At 71.7% G+C, this 19,196-nt stretch carries 15 protein-coding genes; 2 read left to right on the forward strand and 13 right to left on the reverse strand.

Features of this window, described 5'->3' with window-relative positions; all coding sequences use genetic code 11:
* Positions 1-455 (reverse strand): thiamine pyrophosphate-binding protein (locus tag QZ749_RS07075; protein ID WP_296944992.1); only part of this gene is annotated, 455 nt, incomplete at its 3' end.
* An 86-nt stretch (positions 456-541) separates the two neighbouring features.
* On the opposite strand from QZ749_RS07075, the gene QZ749_RS07080 reads away from it, so the two are divergent.
* Positions 542-1,012, forward strand: coding sequence for an Lrp/AsnC family transcriptional regulator (locus tag QZ749_RS07080; protein ID WP_296944993.1), 471 nt, complete (start codon positions 542-544; stop codon positions 1,010-1,012).
* Between the two features lie 100 nt (positions 1,013-1,112).
* Here the strand turns inward: QZ749_RS07080 and QZ749_RS07085 are convergent, their stop codons facing one another.
* The 5 genes from QZ749_RS07085 to QZ749_RS07105 are packed head-to-tail and all read right to left on the reverse strand — an operon-like array spanning position 1,113 to position 6,368.
* Positions 1,113-1,259 (reverse strand): hypothetical protein, encoded by a 147-nt coding sequence (locus QZ749_RS07085; protein ID WP_296944994.1) that lies wholly within the window; start codon positions 1,257-1,259, stop codon positions 1,113-1,115.
* A gap of 53 nt (positions 1,260-1,312) precedes the next feature.
* Entirely contained in the window at positions 1,313-2,362 is a 1,050-nt protein-coding gene (locus QZ749_RS07090; protein ID WP_296944996.1) for an arginine N-succinyltransferase, read from the reverse strand.
* 7 nt (positions 2,363-2,369) lie between these two features.
* Complete coding sequence (locus QZ749_RS07095) at positions 2,370-3,722, reverse strand: peptide MFS transporter (RefSeq protein ID WP_296944998.1); 1,353 nt, start codon at positions 3,720-3,722, stop codon at positions 2,370-2,372.
* Positions 3,715-5,223, reverse strand: a complete 1,509-nt coding sequence (locus QZ749_RS07100) for a M81 family metallopeptidase (protein WP_296945000.1) — start codon at positions 5,221-5,223, stop codon at positions 3,715-3,717. Before QZ749_RS07100 ends, QZ749_RS07095 begins: the two co-directional genes overlap by 8 nt.
* 11 nt (positions 5,224-5,234) lie before the next feature.
* Positions 5,235-6,368, reverse strand: coding sequence for an FAD-binding oxidoreductase (locus QZ749_RS07105; RefSeq protein WP_296945002.1), 1,134 nt, complete (start codon positions 6,366-6,368; stop codon positions 5,235-5,237).
* Between the two features lie 239 nt (positions 6,369-6,607).
* Here QZ749_RS07105 and QZ749_RS07110 point away from each other — a divergent pair, with 239 nt between their 5' ends.
* On the forward strand, positions 6,608-6,982 hold the full coding sequence (locus tag QZ749_RS07110) for a RidA family protein (RefSeq protein ID WP_296945003.1): 375 nt from the start codon (positions 6,608-6,610) through the stop codon (positions 6,980-6,982).
* A 53-nt stretch (positions 6,983-7,035) separates the two neighbouring features.
* Here the strand turns inward: QZ749_RS07110 and QZ749_RS07115 are convergent, their stop codons facing one another.
* From QZ749_RS07115 to QZ749_RS07145, 7 genes are all read right to left on the reverse strand, one after another.
* A complete protein-coding gene (locus tag QZ749_RS07115; protein ID WP_296945006.1) occupies positions 7,036-7,854 on the reverse strand; it encodes a helix-turn-helix domain-containing protein in 819 nt (272 codons plus the stop codon).
* 78 nt (positions 7,855-7,932) lie between these two features.
* Positions 7,933-9,411, reverse strand: a complete 1,479-nt coding sequence (locus QZ749_RS07120; RefSeq protein ID WP_296945007.1) for a M81 family metallopeptidase — start codon at positions 9,409-9,411, stop codon at positions 7,933-7,935.
* 2 nt (positions 9,412-9,413) lie between these two features.
* Positions 9,414-11,090, reverse strand: a complete 1,677-nt coding sequence (locus QZ749_RS07125; RefSeq protein WP_296945009.1) for a serine hydrolase — start codon at positions 11,088-11,090, stop codon at positions 9,414-9,416.
* Positions 11,087-12,415 (reverse strand): MFS transporter, encoded by a 1,329-nt coding sequence (locus QZ749_RS07130; protein ID WP_296945011.1) that lies wholly within the window; start codon positions 12,413-12,415, stop codon positions 11,087-11,089. Before QZ749_RS07130 ends, QZ749_RS07125 begins: the two co-directional genes overlap by 4 nt.
* A 13-nt stretch (positions 12,416-12,428) precedes the next feature.
* Positions 12,429-14,525: a serine hydrolase gene (locus tag QZ749_RS07135; protein WP_296945014.1), complete on the reverse strand. Its 2,097-nt coding sequence runs from the start codon at positions 14,523-14,525 to the stop codon at positions 12,429-12,431.
* A 10-nt stretch (positions 14,526-14,535) separates the two neighbouring features.
* The gene (locus QZ749_RS07140; RefSeq protein ID WP_296945017.1) at positions 14,536-16,509 is read right to left on the reverse strand and encodes a serine hydrolase domain-containing protein; all 1,974 of its coding nucleotides are present in this window, start codon (positions 16,507-16,509) and stop codon (positions 14,536-14,538) included.
* The gene (locus QZ749_RS07145; RefSeq protein ID WP_296945020.1) at positions 16,509-18,809 is read right to left on the reverse strand and encodes a TonB-dependent receptor; all 2,301 of its coding nucleotides are present in this window, start codon (positions 18,807-18,809) and stop codon (positions 16,509-16,511) included. The genes QZ749_RS07140 and QZ749_RS07145 overlap by 1 nt, the downstream gene beginning before the upstream one ends.
* Between the last annotated feature and the right edge of the window lie 387 nt (positions 18,810-19,196).

Genomic DNA, 19,196 nt, shown 5'->3' on the forward strand with positions numbered 1-19,196 from the left:
CGCACGGCGCGGCGGATCGTCGGCGCGATGTCGGCCGTGGCGCGCACCTGCGCGTTCCATTTCGTCACCGTGCGCGAGATGCCCAGCGCATCGCATTCCTGGAAGGCGCCGGTGCCGATCGACGCCGTCGCCACCTGCCCGCTGACGCACAGTACGGGAATCGAGTCGCTCAGCGCGTCGAGCAGGCCCGACGTGGTGTTGGCGATGCCGGGGCCGGACGTGACGAACACGACGCCCGGGCGTCCCGTGGAACGCGCATAGCCCTGCGCGGCATGGACGGCCGCCTGTTCGTGGCGCACCAGCACGTGGCGCAGCCGGGGTTCGCCGGCGAGGGCGTCGTACAGCGGCAGCACGGCGCCGCCGGGGTAGCCGAAGACGGTGTCGACGCCGCAGTCGAGCAGGGTGCGCAGCAGCAGCGCGGCGCCGGTGGGGAGGGTGCCGGAAGAGGTATCCATGGACTGAAATTCTATCGATCGCATGCCGGAAAGTGCTTCAATTTTTCAGGTAATATGGGCATCCATACTGAAAATATTTCGCTTTCATGGACACTTCCAGAAAATCTTTCGACGCCGCGGACCTCCGCATCCTGGACATCCTGATCCGCGATTCGCGCACGCCGCTGCAGGAGATCGGCGAGGCCGTCGGGCTGTCCACGACCTCGTGCTGGAACCGCATCAAGCGCATGACCGAGGCCGGCGTCCTGCAGGGCTACACGGTGCGGGTCGACCTGCCCAGCCTGGGCTGGGAAGACGTCGTGGTGGTCCAGGTCACGCTCGACAACCACAGCGAGGAAACGCTGTACGAATTCGGGCGCCAGCTGGAACGGATCCCCGAAGTGCTCGAAGCCCTGCTGATCTCCGGCGACTACGATTACTTCATCCGCATCGCCGTCAAGGACACGCGCGACTACGAACGGCTGCTGCGCGAACGGCTGTACAAGATCCCCGGCATCCGCCACAGCAAGTCCAGCTTCGTGCTGCGCACGCTGAAGAAGGTCGATACGCCGCTCTAGCCTCCGTCGGCCCGGCGCAGGCCGGGCCCCAATCTTGCGAGCATCCCGGCAGCGCCCAAAGAATTGGGCCCCGGCCTGCGCCGGGGCGACGTGCGACTTGCTATGTCCTGCCGCGCCGCTCCTGGAGGCACGCCCGGCACTCGTACCCGGCGCGCTCGCGCGCGACGACGAAGAACTCGCCGTCCAGCGGCCACAGTTCGCCGCAGCACGCGCACACCTGCTCCTCGCCCAGTTCCGTCTCCGCCATGCGCCGCAAGCGCCCCTGCACCCGCTTCCAGGCGACGGCCATGCCCGGCGCGCTCATGGCCGACCCCCGGCCGACAGCGCCAGCACGCGCAGCGGCGCCCCCGGCGCGCAGCCGAGCGCGTCGAGGCAGGCGGGCGCCAGCACGGGCGCGCGCGGATCGGCCGCCACGGCGACCGCGCGGAACGCGTCCCGGCGCGTCGTCGCCACCAGCACGGCCGGCGCATCGGCCGGCGCATCGGCCGGCGCATCCGCCGTCCCGTCCGTGGCGGCGACGGCGGGCAGCACCCGGCTCGCGCGCACCGCGCGCAGGTCGCGCACGTTCGCCTGCAGTACCGGCCCGCCGTCGAAGATGTCGACGTAGCCGTCGAAATGCAGGCCCTCCCCTTCCAGCATGCGGCGCGCCGGCACCGTGTCGTCGTGGGTGCGCCCGATCGCCGCGCGCGCCGCCTCGCCCAGCAGGTGCGTGTACAGCGGCAGGCGCGGCACCAGCTGCTCGATGAAGCGCCGGTCGCCGCTGCCGCACAAGTCGTCGGCCTCGTGGAAATCCATGCGGAAGAACGGCCGCCCCACGCTGTCCCAGAACGGCGAGCGGCCCTGCGCGTCCTGGTAGCCGCGCATCTCGGCGAAGATGCGCGCCGCGAACAGCGCCGGGAACTGGGCGACGAACAGTAGCCGCGCCTTCGACAGCAGGCGGCCGTTCCAGCCCTGGCGGTAGTCCGGGTGCAGGTACAGCGAGCACAGTTCCGACGCCCCCGCGAGGTCGTGCACCAGGTGCAGCGACTGCACGCGGTTGACGAGCCCGGACTCGGGGCTGGCGTGCACCGAGGTGCTCAGGCGGTAGTTGTAGAACGGCTCGTCCAGGCCCACCGCGGCCTTGATGGCCGACACGCCGCAGATCCTTCCCGCGGCCGCGTCTTCCAGCACGAACAGGTAGTCGGCGGCATGCGGCGCGATGGTCCCGGCGAACGACGCGGCGACGACGTCGAGCCGGCGCGCCAGCGCGGCGCGGTCGGGCTTGAGCGTGGTCATGCCGGCGCCGATCCCCGCCGCCAGCGCGAGGATGGCGTCGAGATCGTGCGCGGAGGCGTTGCGTACCACCAGCATGGCCGCCTCAGGGATCCGTCGATTCGCGCAGCGCGCCGTCGTGCGCGACGGCCGCGGCGTGGCGCAGGGCGGCGGCGCGGCGCGTCCGGTACAGCACCTCGATGCCCAGCAGCAGCAGGCCGGCGACGCCGCCGACCGCCGCCATGGCCAGGAAGAAGGCCTGCGGCGTCGTGCGTTCCCAGGCGGCGCCCACGATCCCCGCCAGCAGGTTGCCGGCGAAGGAGCACAGGAACCACGCGGCGATCGTGGTGGCGCCGAAGCGCGCCGGCGCCAGCCGGGCGAACAGGCCCAGGCCGACCGGCAGGATGTGCAGCTCGGCCAGCGTGAACACGGCGAAGAAGCCCACCAGCCAGAGCCAGTGGACCGGCACGGCGCCGCCCGCGCCCAGGGCGATCAGCAGCGCCAGCGCGCCGTAGCAGGCGCCCATCCCCGCCGCGCCTGCCGCCATGCGCCGCAGCGAGGACGCGATGCCGGCGCCCTCGCCCGCCACGGTGCCGGCGCGCCGCGCGCGCACGTTCCACGCATGCACCAGCACGGGGCTGATCAGGAACACGAACATCGGATTCAGGGCCTGGAACCAGGTCGCGGGGATCGCCATCCCGAACGCCAGGCGGTCGACGCGCGTGTCCATCCACAGCGCCAGCGTATTGCCGGTCTGTTCGTAGGCGGTGCGGAACAGCACCACCGCGAACGCCACGCCCAGCAGCAGGGCGACATGGCCGGCGCCGTCGCCCGCCTGCGCCGGACCCGCCGCGGCGCGGGCCGGGCGCGCCGGCGCGTCGGCCGGCAGGTACCTGCCGCCCCAGACGTAGATCGCCAGGCCCAGGCACATGCCGATGCCGGCCGCGCCGAAGCCGTAGTGCCAGCCATACAGCTCGCCGAGCGTGCCGCACACCAGCGGCGCCAGGAAACCGCCCAGGTTGACGCCCACGTAGTAGACGTTGAAGGCCGAATCGATGCGCCGGTCGCCTTTCGGGTACAGCAGCGGCACCTGGCTGGGCAGGTTCGGCAGGAACAGCCCGTTGCCGACGGCGATGACGGCCATCGCGACGAAGAACAGCGGCTCGAACGCCATCATGAAGTGGCCGACGGCCATCAAGAGGCCGCCGATGACGACGGCGCGCTTGCGGCCCAGCCAGCGGTCGGCAAGCAGGCCGCCGAAGATCGGCGTCAGGTACACGCCGGCCGCGTAGGCGCCGAAGATGTAGGACGCGGTCGCCTGCGTCAGGTTCAGCCCCTTGGTCATGTAGTAGATCTGCAGGGCGCGCATGCCGAAGAAGGAGAATTTTTCCCACGTCTCCGTCAGGAACAGGATGGTGAGCCCCCTGGGCTGGCCGAACCACGTGCCCTGGTCACGCATGGCCGTGCTCCGCCAGGCCGAGCGCCTCGGCCTCGCCGATCGCATCGAGCGGCCACATGGGCCGGCGCAGGTGCGCGTAGGGCAGGCTCGCCAGGTCGCTGTTCAGGGCGCCGGGGGCGTCGCAGAACAGGGTCGTGCCGGCGATGGCGTCGAACCAGGCGCGGAAGTGCCGCGTCGACTTCACCACCACCAGGCGCTTCGCAGCCAGGTCGATGCCGAGCTGGGTGAAGCACTCGGGCGAGAACACCTGCTGGCGCCGGGTGTTCAGGACGATGTCGATGCCGCCGGCGCGCACCGCCACCGCGTCGCCCAGCGCCTCGGTGTACCGGCCGGCCAGGCCGTGCTGGCGCGCGTCGCGGCGCACCGCGGTGACGGTGGCGCGCACGTCGACCGGCTGGCCGGACGCGACGCCGACCTTGCCGCCGATGCGCAGCGCCAGCTCGGCGCCGACGCCGGCGTCCATGGCCAGCTGCACGGCCAGCGGATCCCAGATCATCCCCAGCGCCACGTCGCGCGCATCGCGCTCGATCAGGACGCGCAGGACGAAGGTGCTGTCGCAGGCCGCGCCGCCGCCGGGGTTGTCGGCGCCGTCCGCCAGCACGCACAGGCCGGTGGCGTCGGCCAGGCCCGCGGCGACGGCGTCGTCCACCGACAGCATGGCGCGCGCGCCCAGCGAGCGCAGCGCGAAGAACGACTGCGCCAGCTGCGCGGCGATGCGTCCGGCGCGCGCCGCGTGCGCCGCGCCGGTGTCGTGCACCACCATCACGGCGGCGCCGGTGGCGGCGGTGTCGGACCACGGGAAACCGTGCATCAGCGAGATCGACAGGATGCCGGCCTGCGCCTCGCAGGCCCGCACCAGGTCCAGCAGCGCGCGCATCGGCGCGTCGCCGGTGCCGAACAGTCCCAGCATCGGCAGCGTGCGCACCAGCACGGCCGGGCGGCACTCGCCGCGCGCCATGCGCGCCAGGATCGCGTGCAGCTCGCGCGTGCGCGCCAGGTAGTCGGTGTGCGGGTATTCCTTGCAGGCGACCAGCACGGCGCCGCTGGCCGTCATCGCCGGCGTCAGGTTGCCGTGCAGGTCCAGCAGCGCGCCCACCGGCACGGCGGGACCGACCAGCGCGCGCACGCGATTCAACAGATCGCCTTCGCAATCCGGGTAGCCGTGCGCGATCATCGCGCCGTGCAGCACCAGCACGACGGCGTCCACCGGGCCGGCCGCGCGCAGTTGCTCGAGCAGTTCGTCGCGCAGCGCCTCCCAGGTCGCGCGCGCGACCGGTCCGCCGGGCTGGGCCCAGGCGCACAGCCCGAAGGTGACGTCGTCGCCGTGCGCGCGCGCGACATCGAGCAGGAAGCCGTAGCCGGGAAAGTCGCGCGCCTGGGCCAGGGCGCCGTCACCGCCGCCGGGACGGTACAGGATGCCTTCCTCGAACGCGCGCATCGTGGTCGGGATCGGCGAGAAGCTGTTGGTCTCGTGGGCCAGGGCGGCCAGGAAGATGTGCATGGCGGCGCTCCTCAGGGCTGGAAACGTGCGGGGCTGATCTGCGCGGGGTCGAAGCCGGCCGCGGCCAGCTGCGGGTCGGGCGCCTCGCCCAGCAGGGCCGAGGCGAAGTAGCGGCCGGCGGCCGGCGCCGACTGGATGCCGTAGCCGCCCTGGGCGGCGGCCCAGAAGAAGCCGGGCAGCGCGGGGTCGTGGCCGCCCACCAGCTCGCCGTCGGCGACGAAGCTGCGCAGGCCCGCCCACACGTGGCTCGGGCGGCGGATGCGCAGCGTGGTGAAGCGCTCGATGTTGTCGATGGCGATCGCGATGTCCAGCTCCTCGGCCTGCACGTCGTGCGGCGGCGCCGGGTCGGCGTTGCAGGGGGAGCCCAGCAGCATGCCGGCGTCGGGCTTGATGTAGAAGGACTGGCGCACGTCCAGGAACAGCGGCCAGTGCGCGACCGCCATCCCTTCCGGCGGCGCGAAGATGAAGGCCGAGCGGCGCTTGGGCACCAGCCCCACCGGCGCGGCGCCGGCCAGGCCGCCCACGGCGTCGGCCCAGGCCCCGGCGGCGTTCACGACGACCGGCGCCCGGTAGCTGCCGTTCGGCGTGCTCACCGTCCAGACGCCGTCGGCGTGCCGCATGCCGGTGACGGCGGCGTCGCAGACGACGCCGCTGCCGTTCCTGCGCACGCCGCGCAGGAAGCCCTGCAGCAGCGCGTCGACGTCGATGTCGGCCGCGTCCTTTTCCAGCACCCCGCCGATCACGTGCTCGGGGCGCAGCACCGGCAGGAACGCCAGCGCCTGGCGCGCGTCCAGGCGCTCGACGCGCGACGAGGTGCCGCGTACCGCGGCCTCGTGCGCGGCCAGTTCGTCTTCCTGGCCGGGACCGGCGAACATGAAGGCGCCGCGCGGCGCGAGCAGCGGATGCTCGCAGAATCCCGCCGGCGGGGCGTTGAAGAAATCGATGCTGGCACGGCTCAGCGCCCGCACCTGGGCCGGGCCGTAGCTCTCCATGAACAGCGCCGCCGAGCGGCCGGTGCTGTGGTAACCCGGCTGCGCCTCGCGCTCCAGCACGAGGACGCGGGCCTGGCGCGACAGCCAGTACGCGGTCGACGCCCCGCCGATGCCCGCGCCGATGACGATGAAATCCGCCGTTTGATGACTCATACGATCCCTGCTCGCCTTCCGCCCGGAACGGGCTGCTTTTCAAAAAAAGAAAATTCTTCCGATATTGAAAGATATGCCAGCGCAACGCGCCGCGCAAGCATTTTCTGGAAGAAATACGCAAGGAAACGCGGCATGTCGCGCGCGGCGCGACGACGGCAGAACACCGTTTGACAGGGCCGCGGGTGACCGGGATAATAATTTATTTCTATATCGGAAAATTTTCCGAAAGCGAGCCAGCCATGTCCACCATCCAGCGCATCCCGAGCGACCTGCCCTTCCCGTTTTCCAAGGCCGTCGAGGCCGGCGGCTTCCTGTTCCTGTCGGGCCAGATCCCGCTCGACCCGGACGGCAAGCCGCTGCGCGGCCCCATCGCGGACCAGGCCCGCAATGTGCTCGAGCGCATCGCGGCGACGCTGGCGCAGGCCGGCGCGACGCTGGAGGACGTGGTGCGGGTGACCGTGTGGCTGTCGGACCTGGCGCTGTTCGGCGAATTCAACGCGGTCTACGGGGAGGTGTTCAAGGCGCCGCACCTGCCGGCCAGGTCGACCGTGCGCGCGCAGCTGGCGTTCGACGTGGACGTCGAGATCGAGGTGACGGCGTACCGGCCGCGCTGACCCGGTAGCGGGGAACGCGGGACGCCGCGGCGTCCCGCCTGCCCTGGACGGGCTTATTTCCTGGCGTGCCTGCGCGTGACGGTCGGCGCCTGGGCGGGCGATGGAGCGGGCGATGCAGCGGGAGATGCAGCGGGCGATGCGGCGGGCGCCGCCTTCCCGGGCGCCGCGGGATGGGCCAGCGCCAGCGCCGGCGCGGGCGCGTCGATCAGCGACGCATACATCTCTTCGGAATTCGGCGCATCGGACGTGCACACCGACAGCACCCGGCAGGTGCCCTCGCCCACCGCGATGTACGCATGCGCCATGCCGCTGTCGAAGTAGATCGAATCGCCTTCCTCCAGCCGCACCGGCGCGTACAGGTCGGTGTACAGGTCGACGGTCCCTTCCAGCACGATGGCGAACTCCTCGCCCGGATGGCGGATCAGCTCGCCGAAGTCGGCCAGCGAGCGCGTGTGGATCTCGGCGATGATCGGCACGGAACGCTTGTTCAGCAGGTCCGCGGCCGGATACAGGTGCGAATAATTGGGCGTATCGATCGCATAGCCGGTGCCGCGCCGGTTGATGCTGCGGCGGCCGCTGGACGCCGGCGCCGGCGTCTTGGCGGGCGCCGGATTGCCGCTGAACAGTTCGGAGATGTCCACCTCGAGGGCCTTGCAGATGCGCTGCAGCTTGTCGTAGCTGAGCGACATCTTGTTGTTCTCGATCTTGGAGATGGTGGACATCGGCATGCCGCTGCGCTCGCCCGCCTCGATCAGCGTCATCCCGCGTTCCTTGCGGATCCGCCGCAGCGATTCGCCGAGGCTGCCGTCCCTCTCCTGTCCGCGCGCCGGTTCGCTGTCCGGTCCCTTGTCGTTCGCTCTTCGCGTGGCCATATGCATCCTCATGGAGAACATTCATTATAGTTCCCAATAGCGAAGATTGAAAACTCGTCACGATACCTTGCCGGGGCGCTAGCCATTCTGGAAAGCCGCGCCGTGCGGGTCGTCCACGCGCGGCCAGAAGTCCGGCGAACGCAGGCGGTACGGGATGGCGGCGAAGTCGAGGTTCATCGTGCCCGGCGTGGTGACGTAGCGCACCTCCCTGGCCAGCGGCGCGAACTCGGCGTGGAAATGCTGCGTCGACTTCACCACGACGAAGTCCTTGTCCTCCAGCGTGATCCCCAGGCCCGTGAAGGCGTCGGTGCCGTAGGTCTGGGTGCGCACCGAGGACAGCACGATGTGCAGGCCATTGTCCGCCTCCACCCATACGCAGGGGCCGAGGCGCTCGCGCGCGCCCAGCGCGCTCTGCGTGTGCTCGTCGACCACGGCGCGCACCAGCACGCGCACGTCCACCGGCATGCCGGACTCGGGACCGCACTTGCCGCCCACGCGCAGGCGCAGCGCGGCGCCGGCGCCGGCGCTGCGGCAGACGTGGACGGCGCCCAGGTCCCACAGCATGCCGACCACCGCATTGCCCACGCCGCGCTCGAGCATGCGGCGCAGGATGAAGGTGCTGTCGCCGGACGCGCCGCCGCCGGGATTGTCTGCGATGTCGGCCAGCACGATCGGTCCGCTGCCCGCCGCATCCGGCGCGCCGGCCAGCGCCGCGTCGACGTCCATCGCCGTCGCCCGGGTGGCGTGGCGCAGGCGCCAGAACGCGGCGCCCAGTTCGTCGGCCAGCGCACGCGCCAGCGCGCGGTCGCCGTCGGTGACGACCCACAGCTTGGCCCCCGCTTCCGGCACGTCGCCCCAGGGGAAGCCGTGGCCCAGCGACACCGACAGCACGCCGGGCCGGCGCTCGGCGTCCTGCATGCGCGCGACGAAACTGCGCATCGGTTCGCGCGTGGTGTGCCACAGGCCCACCATCTTGCAGTCGAAGACTTCGGTCACGGGCCGCACGCGGCCGGCGACGGCATCGACCAGGATCCGGTACAGCTCGCGCGCCCGGTCTTGCGCATCGGTGTGCGGATACTCCTTGAAGGCGACGATGACGTCGGCCGACGCCTGCATCAGGTCGGTGAAATGGCAGTGCAGGTCGAGCTCCATCCCGACCGGCACGTCGGGGCCGACGACGGCGCGGATGTGGCGGGCCAGGTCGCCCTCGCAATCATCGTAGCCGTCGGCGGCCATGGCGCCGTGCAGCAGCAACTGCACCGCGTCGACCGGCATGGCGGCGCGCAGGTCGGCCAGGATCTCGTCGCGGAAGGCTTCGTACACGTGGCGCACGGTGCGCCCGGCTGGCTGGGCGAAGGTGCTCAGGCTTTCCACGACGGCGTTGCCGTCGGCTTCGGCCAGCTCGCGCACGAAGCGCGTCAGCGCCCCCGTGCCGTGCGGGTCGCGGCGGCTGGCGTCGCCGTGGTAGATGCCGAATTCCTCGAAGCCGCCCAGGCCCGTGGGGGCGGCGGCGAAGGTGTTGGTCTCGGTGACGAGGCAGGCGACAAACAGTTTCATGGTCATTGCTCCTCGACGCGCACGAAATGCATGTGGCGCGTGCGCAGCGTGTTCATGCGCAGCCCGGCGACCTTGCCGGCACGACGCTCGACGGCCAGGGTGCCGCCCAGCGCGGCGAGCTGGCCGGTGAAGTTCCAGCCGAACACGTCGTCCGAATACGGCGTCAGCGTCATCGTGTTGGGACCGTGGACGCCGGCCACGCGCATCCTCAAGGCGTCGCCGTCGAGCGCGATCTCGGCGTCGGCGTCGAGGTCGGGCGCGCGGTAGCGGCCCACTAGCGCGCGGCCCGCCTGCGCCGCGGACGGCGGCGCGGCGGGCAGGCGCGCGAGCGTCTGCATCGTGCCGGCGTCTTCCAGCTGCAGCGTGTCCGGCGCCGCCGCGTCCGCGGCGAGCGGCTCGGCGATCACGCGGTACGGGCCCGTCACGATGCGCGCGAATTCCAGGAACAGCGCGCCCGCCTCGGCGCGCGCCGGGATCGGCGGCGAATTGTGGATCACGAAACCGAGCTTGCCGCCGGCGTCGCCGAAGCCGAACACCATGTCGGCCGACGGCGAGGCGTAGCGGGCGCCGACCAGCGGCCGGAAGCGCTCGCACTCGGCCATGGCGGGCGCCGGCCGCGGCAGCGCCGCGTCGCCCAGCACGATGTCGACGACGCGGTTGGCCAGCTCGCTCACGCTGACCGGGGCGCCGTTGGCGATGATGATGACGTCGAGCGCGTGCGCCGGCACGGTCAGCATCTGGCAGGTGCCGCCGATCACGGTGCCGCCGTGGTGGATCACCTCGACGCCGCGGTAGTCTTCCACCTGCAGGCCCAGCGCATAGCCGTGCGCCGTGCCGTTGTTCAGGCGCGCCGGCGTCTTCAGCTGGGCCCAGCTGGCGGCGCTGCCGACCACGTGGGGGCCGCGCAGGTGGGCGAGCCAGCGCAGCATGTCGTCCACGGTCGAGACGATGGCCCCTTCGGCGCGCACTTCCTCGCTGGGGAAGATGCCGCGGCGCCAGCCGCCGTCCGGCTGCGCCACGTGCATCGTGGCCATGCCCGGATGGATCTCGAAGTCGCTGGGGACCGAGCGCGTGTCGCGCATGCCCAGCGGGTCGAACAGGCGCTCCGCGAGGAACTGCTCGAACGGCATGCCGGCGGCGCGCTCGATCGCCAGCGCCAGCAGGTGGTAGCCGCCATTGTTGTAGATCTGCCGGTCGCCCGGCGCGAAATTGACGTCGCGCTGGCGCGCCTGCACGGCCAGCGAATCGCCCTTGGGCTTGATGGTCATGCCGGAGGCCAGGAAGCCGACGTCGAGGCTGTCGCGCAGGCCGCTGGTGTGGGCCATGAACTGGCGCAGCGTCGGCTCGTGGGCCGGGTCGGCGGGCGCGCGCAGCTCGGGCAGCCAGCGGCGCGCCCCGGCGTCGACGTCGAGCTTGCCCTCCTCGGCCAGCAGCAGCGCCGCCAGGCTGGCGAAGTGCTTGCTGGTGGACCCGATGCGCATGCGCGTCCAGGGCGTGTTGGCGACGCCGTGCTCGAGGCTGGCCAGGCCGAAGCCGCGCCGGTACACGGTGGCGCCGTCCAGGGCGATGCCGACGACCAGGCCGGGCGCGTCGCCGCGGTTGACCGGTTCGAACAGCGCATCGAGCGCCGCGGTGTCCACGGCGGCGACGGTCTCTTTCGGGGGATTGGCTGGTTTCATGGCGTTGGCTCCGATGGAATGGCGTGGCCGGCGGCGCGCATGGCGCGCGCGAAGGCGACGGTGGCGAGGATGCTGGTGACGACGCCCACGCAGGCGAGCGGCACGGTGAGGTCGGCGTCGCGCGCCAGCGCGCGAGCGCCCAGGCTGACGAGCAGCGGCGCGATGCCGAAGGCGACCAGCGCGATGCCGGCGACCAGGAGGCTGAGGCAGGTGCCGCGCAGGCGGTTCGGCAGCACCACCATCACGGCCGAGGTGGCGGCGATGTTGGCGCAGGCGCCGGCGGTCAGCAGCAGCGCCAGCAGGATGGCGAACCCGCCGACGCCCGGCGCGACGGCGAACAGGGCGGCGGGAATCGACAGCGCGGCGCCGGCCACCGCGCCGGCCAGGGCGCCGCCGTGGCCGCGGCGGCGCTGTCCCAGGTCGGCCGTCACGCCGCCGAGCACGGCGCCGACGATGCCCGACACCAGGTTGAGCATGCCCATCCAGGCGCCGAAGTCGGCCGGCGCCTGGTGGAAGTTGCGGGTCAGGATGGGCACCGCCCAGATCGCGGCGGCGGCATCGGCCATGCCGATGGTGACCATGCCGCCGGCCAGCGGCAGCAGGAAGTGCCGGTAGCCCCACAGCGCGCGCAGGGCCGCGCGCAGCGCCGTCCCGTCCTGCGCGCCCGCCTCGCGGCGCGCGGGTTCGCGCAGGAACAGCAGCGCGACGCTGGAGGCCAGCACGGCGGCCGCGAACGCCAGCAGCACCAGGCGCCACGGCGCCAGCGCCGCCAGCGCGCCGCCGGCCGGCAGTGCGGCCGGCAGCCAGGCCAGCAGCACGCCGGCCAGCGCGTACGCCACCGTGCTGCCAGCCACCTGCCCGAGCGAGATCAGGGTGACCATGCGGCCGCGCACCGCGGGTTCGGTCAGGTCGGCCACCAGCGACAGCGCGGCCGGCTGGCCCGCCGCCACCGCCGCGCCGATCATCATGCGCGCGACGAAGGCGCCGGCGAAGTCCTGCGCCAGGGCGCCGAGCACGCTGCCGGCGGCGCACAGCAGCGCCAGCCATGCCAGCAGGCGGTTGCGCCTGGTGCGGTCGACCAGGCGCCCCATCGGCAGCGAGATCAGGGCCGTGGGCAGCGCCAGCGCCAGGCCCTGCAGCAGGGCGACCTGGTTGTCGCCCAGGCCGAGGTCGGCCTTCACCAGTTCCTGTATCGGGCTCAGTACGTAACGCGCGGCCGTGCCGGTGAACAGCGCCAGCATGACCAGGCCGATCGCGGCGTTGCGCACCGGGCCGCGCGGCGCGGCGCGGGCGACGGCGGCGGCGTCCAGCGCGGTGTCGTTCATCGCGGTCGCCATCTCAGTAGTTCAGGTTCCAGGCCAGCAGCTGGCCGACCGCGCCCACCCACAGCAGGCCGAGCAGGGCCAGCGCCACCAGCACGCTCCAGGTCCGGGCCAGCGCCGAGGCGTCGGCGCGGCGCATGCGCCAGGCCGCCCAGACGCCGGCCACGGCGGCGGCCACGGCCAGCAGGCCGCTGGCCTCGACGAGGCCCACCAGCCAGTCGTTGGCATAGCTGTACAGGCGCAGGTCGGTCACCAGCACCGGCTGGATCAGCAGGAACCAGACGAACAGCCAGGCCATGGCCACGGCGACGGCCACGCGCTGCACCCGGCGCAGGCGGCGCAGTTCGGGCGAGGCGCCGCTGACGGCGCGGTCCGCGCGGCGCAGCAGCGCGCCCAGCGGCCACATGACGAGCGTGGCCAGCAGCACCAGCACCGACAGCGACAGCACGGTCAGGTTCAGCGACGTCGAACGCAGGAACGACGCTTCCTGCAGCACCGACACCGGGTTTTCGCTGTCGACCACGGTCTTCACGCCGTCCACCTCGGTCAGCATCAGCGTCTGCGCGCCGCCGATCTTGCGCCAGCGCTGGGGCGCGACCTCGCGGTACTCGACCAGGCCGCCGACCACCGGGTCCGGCACCTTGATCGTGCCATCCGGCGTGGCGGCGATCACCGTCTGGTCCAGCAGGTACAGCACGCTGAGGAAGCCGTGCTCGACGCGGCGCGAGCCTTCGTAGCGGCCGGCGATCCTGTGCGCGTCTTCCTTGGCGGTGGCCAGCGCCGGCGCGGTGTCGGCCGCGCTGGCGGCGCCAGGGAAGTAGCGGTCCATGAAGCCGTCGAACAGTTCCTTGCGCGCGCCGTACGTGGCGGCATCCTTGCCGCGGCTGTTGAAGGTGAAGAAGATGCCGACGCCTTCCTGCGGCAGCAGGCCCAGCTCGGTGTGGAACACCACCGTGTCGCCGCCGTGGCCGAGCACGGTGCGGCCGTTCTGGGTGGCGAGGAAGAAGCCGTGCGCCATGCGGGCGAAGCCTTCCGGCGCCGATTCGGTGGCGCCGTGCATGCGCGCGGTGGTCGCCGGGTCGAGCATGGCGTAGCCGTCCAGGCTGCCCTGCTGCAGGTGGGCCAGCATGAAGCGGGCCATGTCGGCGGCCGTCGTGGTGACGCTGCCGGCCGGCGCCGTGACCACCATCTCGAATTCGGACGGCGGCTCGCTGGCGCTGCGGTAGCCCTTCGACAGCGTGCCCGGGAAGTTGGCCGGCAGCGGCTGCACGAAGGTGGTGTGCGTCATGCCCAGCGGCCGGAAGATGTGGCGCTCGACGTAGGCCTCGAACGGCTCGCCCGAGAGGCGCTGCACGATGTAGCCGGCCAGCGCAACGCCGTAGTTCGAGTAGGCCGGCACCGCGCCCGGCGCGAACAGCATCGGGCGCGGGTGGTCCTTCAGGTAGCGCTCGGTGCTGGGGGTGCGCTGCGGATCGTAGGACAGCAGGTCCTTCAAGCCTTCCTCGAAGCCGGCGCGGTGGTTCATCAGGTGGCGCATGGTGACCGGCTTGCCGTAGGGCTCGGCGATCTTGAAGTCGAGGTAGTCGTTGACGTTGCGGTCGAGGTCGATCTTGCCCTGCTGGACCAGTTGCATCACCGCCGTCCAGGTGAACAGCTTCGAGGTCGAGCCGATGCGCACCAGCGTATCCGCCGGGTCCATCGACACGCGCGCGGCCACGTCGGCCAGGCCGTAGCCCTTCTGCAGCAGCACCTTGCCGTCCTTGACGACGCTGATGACCATGCCGCCGATGTCGCCGCTCTTGAGCGCGTACGGCACGCGGCCGTCGAGCCAGGCGCCCAGGTCGGCGGCGTCGAGGGCATGGGTAGTGCCGTCCGTGGCGCCGTCCGTGGCGCCGTCGGACACCGGCGCGCGCGGCGCGGCCGGCAGCGGGTTCTCGGGCAGGCGCTCCTTCAGCGCCGCGCCGGCCTTGTCCTGCGGGGTCCTGGCCAGCGCGGGCACGGGCGCCGGCTCAGTCGGGGCCTGCTTCGGATCGGCCGCGAACGACGGCAGGGCCAGCGCCGCGCACAGCAGCGCGGCGCCGGACAGGAACTTGGTAGGGAGACGTGCTTTCATCGGATGGCTTTCAATAGTACTGGTTGAAGCTCAGCAGGTGATGGGCCAGGCCCACCGCCACGAGCACCGCGAACGAGGCGACCCACGCGAGCGCCATCCCCTTGCCGGCGCGCCCGCCCGTGCGCAGCGCCGTGCGCGCATGCCACAGCGCCGCCAGCAGGCCGCCGACGAAGGCGACCAGGCTCACCGACTGCGCCAGCGGCAGCAGCTGGCTGACGTCGCCGTCGTTGCCCATCACGGCGATGGTGGCCGTCCACAGGACGACGGCGCCGATCGCCAGGCAGCTGGCGCTGCGCACCCAGGTCAGGGCGCGGGCGGGGGCCGCCACGCCGTGGCGCCGGCGCAGCACGGCGGCCACGGGCCACAGCAACGCGGTCAGCAGGGCGACGCCGAAGGCCAGCGCCAGCAGCACCGTGACGGTGGTGCCGGCCATGAACGGCACCGGCTCGAACACGAAGGCGAAGACATAGGGCTCGATGCCCAGGCGCACCACCTTGCCGTCCTGGACGATGGCCTGCATGCGCCGCTTCCCATGCTCTTCCTGCCACAGGAACGGTTGCACCTCGCGGAACACGCTGCGCTCGCCGCCCAGGTCGATCGCCACGCGGCCATGGTCGACGGCGTGCACGCGCAAGGGGCTCAGCAGCTGCAGCACCGAGAAGAACGTGGAATCCTCGCGCCGCGAGGTGCGGTAGGCGCCGGCCACCAGTTGCGCGTGCGCGCTGGCGGTGGCGTCGTCGAGCGCCGGCAGCGGCGCGCGCGCATCGGGCAGGTAGCGGTCGGCGAAGGCGTGGAACAGGCGTTCGCGCAGCCACTTGCCCTGGTCGTCGCGGCCTGGCGAATTGACCGACACGAACAGGCCGATGCCGTCGTCCGGCAGCAGCATCAGGTCGGAATGGAACAGGATCGTGTCGCCGGCGTGGCCGACGGCGCGGTGGCCGTTGATGTCCTGCTGGTAGAAGCCCAGGCCGATGCCGTTCAGGCCCGGCAGGCCGCGCGTGATCGTCGTGTGCATCATGCGCACCGTTTCCGGCTTGAGGATGCGCGCGCCGTCCAGCTCCCCCTGGCCCAGGTAGGCCAGCATGAAGCGGGCCATGTCGGCGCCGGTCGAGGACAGGCTGCCGGCGGGCGCCAGGCTGACGATCTCGAAGCCCTTGGGCGGCTCCTCCACGCTGGTATAGCCCTGCGACATATTGCCCTGCATGGCGGCCGGCAGCGGCTGGCGGAAACTCGAGTGCTTCATGCCCAGCGGCGCGAAGACGTGCTGCTCGACGTAGTCGTCGAAGGGCTGGCGCGCGACGCGCTCGACGATGTAGCCGGCCAGCGCCGTCGCCCAGTTCGAATAGCCCTGCATCGCGCCGGGGTCGTACAGGTAGGGCGGGATGTAGCGCTTGAGCACGCGGCCGTTGTCGGGCGTGGGCGTGCCGAAGGTGATCAGGTCGCGCGCCGTCTCCTCCAGGCCGCTGGTGTGCGTCATCACGTGGCGCAGCGTCAGCGCCTTGCCGTTGCGCGCCGGGACCTGGAAGTCGAGGTAGCGGTTGACGTCGGCGTCCAGGTCCAGCCTGCCCTGCTCGACCAGCTGCATCACCGCCGTCCAGGTGAACAGCTTGGAGATCGAGCCCGGACGGAACAGCGTGGCGGCCGGGTCGACCGGGATCGACTTGTCCCAGTCGGCCAGGCCGTAGCCCTTCTGCAGCAGCGGCTTGCCGTCCTTGACGAGGACCACGACGGCGCCCGGCACGCGCGCGCTGCGCAGGGCGCTTGGCATCAGGCCGTCGAGCCACGCCGCGGCGTCGGCCTCGGTGAGCGCCACCGCGCCGCGCGCGGGGGTGACGGGCGCCGACGCCGACGCCGGGGCCGGCGCGACCGGGACCGCGGGGGCGGGCGTGGCGACCGGCCCGGGCTCCTGCGCCCTGCCCGGCTGCGCGACGGCGGCGCACAGGAGCAGCGCCGCCGCCCATGCGCGAATGAGAACGGCGCGCATCAGAACGACCTCGCCACGCTGACGCCGACGGTACGGGGCTGCACCGGCGTCGCCCGCAGCGGGCCGCCGAAGGCCGTCAGCGCCGTGTCGGCGCCGGTCAGCGCGCGCTTGTCGCCGATGTTGCGCACGAAGGCGCCGAGCTGCCAGGCGTCGACGTCGATGCCGGCCTGCAGGTCGAGCAGCGTATAGCCGCCCATGCTGAAATTCGGCACCGAGGTGGCGGGCGAATCGAAGCCGGCGTTGCGCTGGCCGACGTGGCGCACGGTCACGCCGGCATAGACGGGCCGGCCGGCCAGCTCGGCGTCGTAGCGGCCGCCCACCGTCGAGGACAGCTTCGCCGTGTTCGGCAGGCGCGCGCCCGACGGGCCCAGCGCCGGTGCGTCCTCGGTCAGCTTGGCATCGGTCCAGGCCAGGCTGCCGTCCAGGCTCCAGTGGTCGTCCAGCCGGTAGCGCAGCGCCAGTTCCAGGCCCTTCGATTCGGCCTTGCCGGCATTGCCGGTCAGCGTGGTGGCGCCGATGGCGATGGGTTGCTGCAGCTTGTCCCAGCGGATGTCGAACAGCGCGGCCTCGAGGAACAGGCGGCGGTCCAGCAGGTCGGCCTTGTAGCCCACCTCGTAGCTCCACAGCTTGTCCGACTGGAACGACAGCGGCGCGCCCGGCACCACCTGGCCGTTCTGGTCGATCGCCGGCGGATTCGGCCCGCCCGGGCGGTAGCCGCTGGCGGCGCGGAAGTACACGCTGCTGGTCTTGTCGATCGAGTAGCGCCCGGTCACCAGGTACGTCTTCGCATCGTCCTTGGCCGGCGCCTCGAAGTCGGCCACGCCGTTGGTCGCGGTGCCGTACACCTGCTTGTTGCGCGCCAGGCGCGCGCCGACCGTGAACGACCAGGCCGGCGCCGGATTCCAGGTGACGTCGCCGTACACGGCGTTCTCGGTATAGCGCGAGGGCTGGTCGCTGGTCACCAGCGTCAGCTCGGAACCGTCGGCCGCCACCTGGCCCCACAGGCGCTGGTGGCGGCTGCCGGTTTCCTTGTTGTGGAAGTAGCCTAGGAGCCATTCGACGACGCCGCGCGAGGACGTCAGGCGCACTTCGCCGGTCTTCTTGTTCAACTTGGTGTCGTTGTCGAGGCTCGCGAAGCTGAAGTCCGGCGAGCCGACGATGTCCATCGCATCGAGCACCGTATTGGCCTTGAAGCGCTGGGCCGAGCCGATCACGTTCAGGCGCGCCCACCCCAGGTCGTACTCGACGTCGGCCGAGACGACGCCGGTCGTGATCTTGTAGGGTTCCGGGGTGTACAGGTTGTGCGTCAGGTCGCCGTACATCGGACGGCCGGTGACCGTGTCGTACTGCAGCTGGTTGGTGCCGTCGCGCTCGATCTGCTGCTGGGTGGCGGTCAGGCGCACGCGCAGCTGCTTGCTCGGATCGAACAGCACCGAGACCCGCGCGCCGCGCGTATCGCCTTCGTTGACGTGCTCGCCCGGCACGCGGCCGACGGCCTTCATGTAGCCGCCGTCGTGCTCGTTGAACGCCGCCACGCGCAGCGCCGCCGTGCCTTCGCTGAGCGGCACGTTGACCACGGCGTTCTCGACGTGGCCCAGGGTGCCGTTGCGGGTGCCGCGCAGCGCCACCCCGGCCTTGCCCGAGAAGCCGGAGGAATCGGGATCGTTGGTCACGTACTTGAGCAGGCCGCCCATCGCGCCGGCGCCGTACAGCGTGCCCTGCGGGCCGCGCAGCAGTTCGACATGGTGCAGGTCGAGCAGCGCCATGTCGAGCGCCGCCACGGCCTCGCCGACGAAGCCGGTGCTGGAGCCGAAGGCCACGTCGTCGATATAGGTGCCGACGGTCGGCGCCGTCGCGGTGCCCACCGAGACGCCGCGGATGTTCACCTGGCCGCGGCCCGGACCGCCGCCCGACGACACGCTCACGCCCGGCAGCGTGCCGACGTAGTCGTCGAGCGAGGCGGCGCCGCTGCTTTCCAGCTTGTCGGCGCCCAGCGTCTCGACGCGCAGCGGCACGTCGCGCAGCGGTTCGCGGCGGCGGGTGGCGGTCACCGTGACCACTTCGGTGCGGGTGCCCGCCGGCACGGCGCCGGCGGCCTGCGCCTGCGCCTGCGCCACCTCGTCGGGCTGGTCCGGCTGGTGCGCTTCGCCCGCCTGCGCCGCCTGGGCGCCGGCCAGCGCCACGATCGCGGCGACGGCCAGGGCGATGGCGCGGGGACGCGGCATCCGGTGCGCGCCATCCCCGAGGGACGCGGGGTCGTTGGCCTGGGTATTCGACAGCTGCTTGACGCTTCGTGACATGGATACACTCCTGAAGGGGACGGCGGACCAGAACGTTTTCCAAATACTACGTTGTTTCACCAAAATTAATCAAACAGAAAAATAATCTCTTTATTTTCTTTTTTTGAAAATTTTTGGCAGAAAATTTCAATGCATGGATTGGCGTTTGGAAATTGCTGCATTGCGGTCGGGGGCGCTGGCACAGGCGTGGTGCATGCCGGTGGCATGGCTGTGGCGCTGGAGGCGGCCTGCCACCAGTGGGACGGGGGGCAAGCCGGACCGTTGCGCGCATGGCGCGTGCACCAAGGGGATGCGGAAAGCACCGTGGCGACCCATGCCAGACCGGGCATGGCGCTGCAGCGCAAAAAGCGGCTGCGGCGGGTACGGGCGGGCGGGTGCGTGTGTCGA

It is taken from the genome of uncultured Massilia sp. (assembly GCF_913773735.1).
Lineage (GTDB): Bacteria > Pseudomonadota > Gammaproteobacteria > Burkholderiales > Burkholderiaceae_D > Telluria.

Bases quoted from the DNA above. Each gene is read 5' to 3' on its own strand.
- QZ749_RS07080 (WP_296944993.1), top strand. From the start codon at position 542: ATGGACACTTCCAGAAAATCTTTCGACGCCGCGGACCTCCGCATCCTG.
- QZ749_RS07085 (WP_296944994.1), bottom strand. From the start codon at position 1,259: ATGGCGGAGACGGAACTGGGCGAGGAGCAGGTGTGCGCGTGCTGCGGC.
- QZ749_RS07090 (WP_296944996.1), bottom strand. From the start codon at position 2,362: ATGCTGGTGGTACGCAACGCCTCCGCGCACGATCTCGACGCCATCCTC.
- QZ749_RS07095 (WP_296944998.1), bottom strand. From the start codon at position 3,722: ATGCGTGACCAGGGCACGTGGTTCGGCCAGCCCAGGGGGCTCACCATC.
- QZ749_RS07100 (WP_296945000.1), bottom strand. From the start codon at position 5,223: ATGCACATCTTCCTGGCCGCCCTGGCCCACGAGACCAACAGCTTCTCG.
- QZ749_RS07105 (WP_296945002.1), bottom strand. From the start codon at position 6,368: ATGAGTCATCAAACGGCGGATTTCATCGTCATCGGCGCGGGCATCGGC.
- QZ749_RS07110 (WP_296945003.1), top strand. From the start codon at position 6,608: ATGTCCACCATCCAGCGCATCCCGAGCGACCTGCCCTTCCCGTTTTCC.
- QZ749_RS07115 (WP_296945006.1), bottom strand. From the start codon at position 7,854: ATGGCCACGCGAAGAGCGAACGACAAGGGACCGGACAGCGAACCGGCG.
- QZ749_RS07120 (WP_296945007.1), bottom strand. From the start codon at position 9,411: ATGAAACTGTTTGTCGCCTGCCTCGTCACCGAGACCAACACCTTCGCC.
- QZ749_RS07125 (WP_296945009.1), bottom strand. From the start codon at position 11,090: ATGAAACCAGCCAATCCCCCGAAAGAGACCGTCGCCGCCGTGGACACC.
- QZ749_RS07130 (WP_296945011.1), bottom strand. From the start codon at position 12,415: ATGAACGACACCGCGCTGGACGCCGCCGCCGTCGCCCGCGCCGCGCCG.
- QZ749_RS07135 (WP_296945014.1), bottom strand. From the start codon at position 14,525: ATGAAAGCACGTCTCCCTACCAAGTTCCTGTCCGGCGCCGCGCTGCTG.
- QZ749_RS07140 (WP_296945017.1), bottom strand. From the start codon at position 16,509: ATGCGCGCCGTTCTCATTCGCGCATGGGCGGCGGCGCTGCTCCTGTGC.
- QZ749_RS07145 (WP_296945020.1), bottom strand. From the start codon at position 18,809: ATGTCACGAAGCGTCAAGCAGCTGTCGAATACCCAGGCCAACGACCCC.